Origin of the sequence: Streptomyces capoamus (assembly GCF_014654935.1) — a bacterium.
In the GTDB taxonomy this organism is placed as follows: Bacteria; Actinomycetota; Actinomycetes; order Streptomycetales; family Streptomycetaceae; genus Streptomyces; species Streptomyces capoamus.
The window spans coordinates 107,059-112,068 of sequence record NZ_BNBF01000022.1; the positions used below are offsets into that span (position 1 = coordinate 107,059).

Genomic DNA, 5,010 nt, shown 5'->3' on the forward strand with positions numbered 1-5,010 from the left:
CCGGCAGAACGACCGCCACGAGACGGCGGCCGTGAAGCGGGCGCTCGGCCACCACGCCTACGACACGCCGATGAGCTCCATCAAGTCCATGGTGGGGCACTCCCTCGGGGCGATCGGTGCCATCGAGCTGGTCGCCTGTGTGCTGGCCCTCGTCAAGCAGGTCGTACCGCCGACCGCGAACTACGAGATCCCCGACCCGGAGTGCGACCTGGACTACGTCCCGCGTGTCGCCCGCGAACGGAAGCTGACCAGCGTGCTGTCGGTGGGCAGCGGGTTCGGCGGCTTCCAGTCCGCGGTGATCCTGACCCGGCCGAGGGAGTGAGGACACGATGAGCGAACCGAAGGACCGGCACGCGGCCATCACCGGCATCGGTGTGGTCGCGCCCAACGGCACCACCACCGGCACCTTCTGGAAGTCCACCCAGGAGGGCCTGAGCGTCCTCGACCGGATCACCCGCGAGGGCTGCGAGCACCTCCCCCTCAAGGTGGCCGGTGAGGTCCGCGCCTTCGACCCGGCGGACACGATCGAGGAACGCTTCCTCGTCCAGACCGACCGGTTCACGCACTACGCCATGGCCGCGGCCGACTTCGCGCTGGACGACGCCCGGCTCGGGCCGGGCAGCGTGCCCGACGCGCCCTACTCCATCGGCGTGGTCACCGCGGCCGGCTCCGGCGGCGGCGAGTTCGGCCAGCGCGAACTGCAGCAGCTGTGGGGCAAGGGCAGCCGGTTCGTCGGGCCGTACCAGTCCATCGCCTGGTTCTACGCCGCGAGCACCGGCCAGGTGTCCATCCGCCGCGGCTTCAAGGGACCCTGCTCGGTCGTCGCCTCCGACGAGGCCGGCGGCCTGGACGCCCTCGCCCACGCGGCACGGGCGGTGCGGCGCGGCACCGACGTGATCGTGGCCGGCTCCACCGAGGCGCCCCTCGCGCCGTACTCGATGGTCTGCCAGCTCGGCTACGGCGAACTGAGCCGCGAGCCCGACCCGTCCCGGGCCTACCGCCCGTTCACGGAGGGGGCCTGCGGGTTCGTGCCGGCCGAGGGCGGCGCGATGCTCGTGGTGGAGGCCTCGGGCACCGCCCGCGCCCGCGGCGCCCGGATCCGGGCCGTCGTGGCGGGCCACGGCGCCACCTTCACCGGCGCCTCCCGCTGGGAGGAGTCCCGGCACGGCCTCGCGCAGGCCGTCCGGCAGGCCCTGCGGGAGGCCGACTGCGCCCCCGAGGAGGTCGACGTCGTCTTCGCCGACGCCCTCGGGGTGCCGGCGGCGGACCGCGCCGAGGCGCTGGCCATCGCCGACGTCCTCGGCGACCGGGCCGGCCGGGTACCGGTCACCGCCCCGAAGTCCGGGATCGGCCGGGGGTACTGCGCGGCCCCCGTACTGGACACCGCGGCGGCCGTGCTCGCCATGGAGCACGGCCTGATCCCGCCGACGCCGAACGTCTTCGACGTCAGCCACGATCTCGACCTCGTGACGGGCGGCGCCCGTGTCGCCGAACTGCGGACGGCGCTGGTCCTCAGCCGCGGACTCATGGGGTCGAACTCGGCGCTGGTGCTGCGACGCGGCACCGCGCAGTGAGGAAGCAAAGGAGGAGAACATGCCCCAGATCACCGTGGAAGAACTCGCCGCGCTGATGAAGAAGGCCGCCGGGGTCACCGTCAGCCCGGAGCAGCTCAAGGAACAGCCCGAGATGGGATTCGACGTCCTCGGCGTCGACTCGCTCGGCCTGCTCGGCATCGTCGGAGAGCTGGAGAACACGCACGGCACCCCGATGCCGGTCGACGCGGAGCGCTGCAAGACGCCGCAGCAGTTCCTCGACCTCGTCAACAGCACCCTGATGGCAGGAGCCTGACATGACAGGACACACCCAGAACGAGATCACCATCGCCGCCCCGCTCGACCTGGTCTGGGACATGACCAACGACCTGGAGCGCTGGCCGCAGCTGTTCAGCGAGTACGCGTCGGTGGAGGTCCTCAAGAAGGAGGGCGAGAAGACGACGTTCCGGCTCACCATGCACCCGGACGAGAACGGCACCGTCTGGAGCTGGGTCTCCGAGCGCGAGCCGGACCGTGCCTCCCGCACCGTCACGGCGCGCCGGGTGGAGACCGGGCCCTTCGCCCACATGAACATCCACTGGAAGTACGAGGAGGTCCCCGCCGGCACCCGGATGATCTGGACCCAGGACTTCGCGATGAAGCCGGACGCGCCGGTCGACGACGACTGGATGACCGACAACATCAACCGGAACTCCAAGATCCAGCTGGAGCTGATCCGGGAGAAGATCGAGAAGGCGGCCGCCGGTGAGCGGCCCGCCCCGGCCCTGGCCGACTGAGCCGGACGACAGGAGAGAGACGACCGTGCACCAGGCCCTGATCGTCGCCCGGATGGCCCCGGACTCCGCCCCCGGCATCGCGAAGGTGTTCGCGGAGTCCGACCGCGGAGAGCTGCCGCACCTCGTCGGTGTCGTCCGGCGCAGCCTCTTCCAGTTCGGCGACGTGTACATGCACCTGATCGAGTCCGACCGCGAGCCGGGACCGGCCATCGCCAAGATCTCCTCGCACCCCGAGTTCAGGGAGGTCAGCGAGCGGCTCTCGGCGTACGTCAGCGCGTACGACCCGGAGACCTGGCGGTCCCCCAAGGACGCCATGGCACAGCGCTTCTACGTCTGGGAGCGCGACGCCGGCGCCTGACCCTCCGGCCGGACCACCGGTGCCGGGCCCGCGTCCGACGCGGACCCGGCACCGGTGTGCTGGGGGGAGTCGCTCACGCGGGGACCATGCAGTCGAACGCGTGCAGGAACGGGTTGACCGGGCGGATCTCCCCGACGGCCAGGCCCGCCGCCTCCAGCCGGCCGACCATGCTGTCGGTGGTGTGCTTGGCCCCGCCGACGTTCAGCAGGAGCAGCAGGTCCATGGCGGTGCTGAAGCGCATCGAGGGGGTGTCGTCCACCAGGTTCTCGATGACGACGACGCGGGTGCCGGGGCCGCCCGCCTCGACGACGTTGCGCAGCAGCCGGGCCGTGCTCTCGTCGTCCCACTCCAGGATGTTCTTGATGATGTAGACGTCCGCCTCGACCGGGACCGCGTCCCGGACGTCGCCGGGCACGATCCGCACGCGGTCGGCGAGGTCGCCGCCCGCGCGCAGCCGCGGCAGGGCGTTCTCCACCACCCGGGGCAGGTCGAGCAGGCTGCCGTGCATCGCCGGGTACTTGTCCAGCAGGCTGGCCACCACATGGCCCTGGCCGCCGCCGATGTCCGCGACCGAGCGGCTGCCGGACAGGTCCAGCAGGGCCGCCACCTCCCGCGCCGACTGCTCGCTGGAGCGGGTCATCGCGCGGTTGAAGACGTCCGCGGACTCCGGGGCGTCCTCGTTGAGGTAGGCGAAGAACTCCTTGCCGTACAGGTCCTCCACGACGTTCCGGCCGCTGCGCACCGCGTCGTCCAGCCGCGGCCAGGCGTCCCAGGTCCACGGCTCGGTGCACCACAGGGCGATGGCCCGCAGGCTGTTCGGGTCGTCCTCGCGCAGCAGCCGGGACATCTCGGTGTGGGCGAACGTCCCGTCCGGCCGCTCGGCGAAGACGCCGTAGCAGGACAGGGCGCGCAGCAGCCGGCGCAGCGGCCCCGGCTCGGTGCGCAGCGCCGTCGCCAGGGTCTCCACGGTCATGGGGGCGTCACCGAGCGCGTCGGCGACACCCAGCCGGGCGGCGGCGCGGACCGCGGCGGCGCAGGCCGCCCCGAAAGCGAGCTCACGCAGCCGCATCGACGGGGGAGGGGAGGGGGGTGCCCCCGGCGCCGGGGGAGCCGAGGGCGCGCGGGATGGTGCGGTCATGTGCCGCCTTCCTTCCTTGCGTGGGTCGGGTACGGCCGTCCGGTCAGCACAGGCCCGCTGGCCTGGAGGCCTTGCAGGAGTTGCCGGAGAAGGCGTTGCCGCTCTTGACGGTCTCCTGGTTCACGAGGTCCGCCGGGGAGTTGTCCGCCAGGTGGTTGTCGGTGATCCGGTTCTTCTCGCTGGGGGCGCCCACGAAGCTCTTGAACAGGACGATGCCGCCCGACAGCGGGGACTTGCCCTGGTGCCCGGTGACCCGGTTGCGTGTCACCAGGGCCTGCTCGGTTCCGGTCAGCACGATGCCGGAGCCCTTCAGGTAGGGCAGCCGGGCGGTCTTCGGGCAGTACTTGTTGTTCTGCACGACCAGGTTGTCGCTGACGGTGAGGGCGCCGGCCCGCGGCTTGTTCTCGTCGCCGACGACGAACACGCCCGCGCAGTTGCCGGTGACGTAGTTGTGCGTGACGGCGAGGTTGCGCAGGCGGCGGACGGTGAGGCCGATCCGGTTGTCCTGCAGCCGGTTGTGGTCGACCACCGCGCCCTTGCTGTCCGCGGCGCCCTGCTCGGCCTTGACGTTGTTGGCGAGGAACAGGCCGGCGTCCCCGTTGCCCAGGGCGGTGTTGTTGCGGAACAGCCCGCGGGTGGAGTGCTCCTGGGCGATGCCCCACTGGCCGTTGCGCTCGGCGACGACACGCTTGACGGTCAGCCGGTCGGTGCCCATGGAGAACACACCGGACCTGGCGAACCCGGTCACCTTCAGGTCGGAGACGGTGACGCCCGTCAGGGGCTTGTTCTTGCCCCCGACCACGCAGATGCCGTTGCCGTCCGAGAGGCAGGTGACGGCGGCCTTCGTGCCGTGCGGGGCGGGCTTGGTCCGCTTCTTCGGGGGCTGGATGACGGTGCCGGGGCCCGCACCGCGCAGGGTGAGGCCCGCGGTCTTCACCGTGACGGTCTCACGGTAGGTGCCGGCGGACACGAACACCGTGTCGCCGGCCTTGGCGGAGTTGACCGCCTTCTGGATCGACTCACCCGCGTGCACCACGAGGACTCGGTGGGCGGCCGACGCCGGGGTGGCGCCGACGAACGCTCCGACGAGGGTCGTGGCACACGCCAGGTACGCAATGTGTCGTTTTGTCACATGCCGAGGCTAAGAGCGGACAAGCCGATTACCGGCCGGATGCTCCGTCCGGC

The 5,010-nt window shown here is 71.6% G+C and carries 6 protein-coding genes and 1 pseudogene; 5 read left to right on the forward strand and 2 right to left on the reverse strand.

Features of this window, described 5'->3' with window-relative positions:
• The 5 genes and pseudogenes from IE312_RS42345 to IE312_RS29435 form a co-directional block, all read left to right on the forward strand.
• A pseudogene (locus IE312_RS42345) lies at window positions 1-322 on the forward strand (beta-ACP synthase); the annotation flags it as partial.
• A 7-nt stretch (window positions 323-329) separates the two neighbouring features.
• Window positions 330-1,574 (forward strand): beta-ketoacyl synthase N-terminal-like domain-containing protein, encoded by a 1,245-nt coding sequence (locus IE312_RS29420; protein WP_189985324.1) that lies wholly within the window; start codon window positions 330-332, stop codon window positions 1,572-1,574.
• A gap of 19 nt (window positions 1,575-1,593) precedes the next feature.
• Window positions 1,594-1,848: an acyl carrier protein gene (locus IE312_RS29425; protein WP_189985325.1), complete on the forward strand. Its 255-nt coding sequence runs from the start codon at window positions 1,594-1,596 to the stop codon at window positions 1,846-1,848.
• 1 nt (window position 1,849) lies between these two features.
• Window positions 1,850-2,329 (forward strand): SRPBCC family protein, encoded by a 480-nt coding sequence (locus tag IE312_RS29430; RefSeq protein ID WP_189985326.1) that lies wholly within the window; start codon window positions 1,850-1,852, stop codon window positions 2,327-2,329.
• 25 nt (window positions 2,330-2,354) lie between these two features.
• A complete protein-coding gene (locus IE312_RS29435) occupies window positions 2,355-2,687 on the forward strand; it encodes a TcmI family type II polyketide cyclase (protein WP_189985327.1) in 333 nt (110 codons plus the stop codon).
• A 73-nt stretch (window positions 2,688-2,760) separates the two neighbouring features.
• Here IE312_RS29435 and IE312_RS29440 read toward each other — a convergent pair whose 3' ends face one another.
• Complete coding sequence (locus tag IE312_RS29440; RefSeq protein WP_229900571.1) at window positions 2,761-3,825, reverse strand: methyltransferase; 1,065 nt, start codon at window positions 3,823-3,825, stop codon at window positions 2,761-2,763.
• 43 nt (window positions 3,826-3,868) lie between these two features.
• Window positions 3,869-4,957, reverse strand: a complete 1,089-nt coding sequence (locus IE312_RS29445; protein WP_189985328.1) for a right-handed parallel beta-helix repeat-containing protein — start codon at window positions 4,955-4,957, stop codon at window positions 3,869-3,871.
• Window positions 4,958-5,010: the final 53 nt, after the last annotated feature.

Excerpts from the sequence above, each read along its gene's own strand:
- IE312_RS29425 (WP_189985325.1), top strand. The coding sequence starts at position 1,594 with ATGCCCCAGATCACCGTGGAAGAACTCGCCGCGCTGATGAAGAAGGCC.
- IE312_RS29430 (WP_189985326.1), top strand. The coding sequence starts at position 1,850 with ATGACAGGACACACCCAGAACGAGATCACCATCGCCGCCCCGCTCGAC.
- IE312_RS29440 (WP_229900571.1), bottom strand. The coding sequence starts at position 3,825 with ATGACCGCACCATCCCGCGCGCCCTCGGCTCCCCCGGCGCCGGGGGCA.
- IE312_RS29420 (WP_189985324.1), top strand. The coding sequence starts at position 330 with ATGAGCGAACCGAAGGACCGGCACGCGGCCATCACCGGCATCGGTGTG.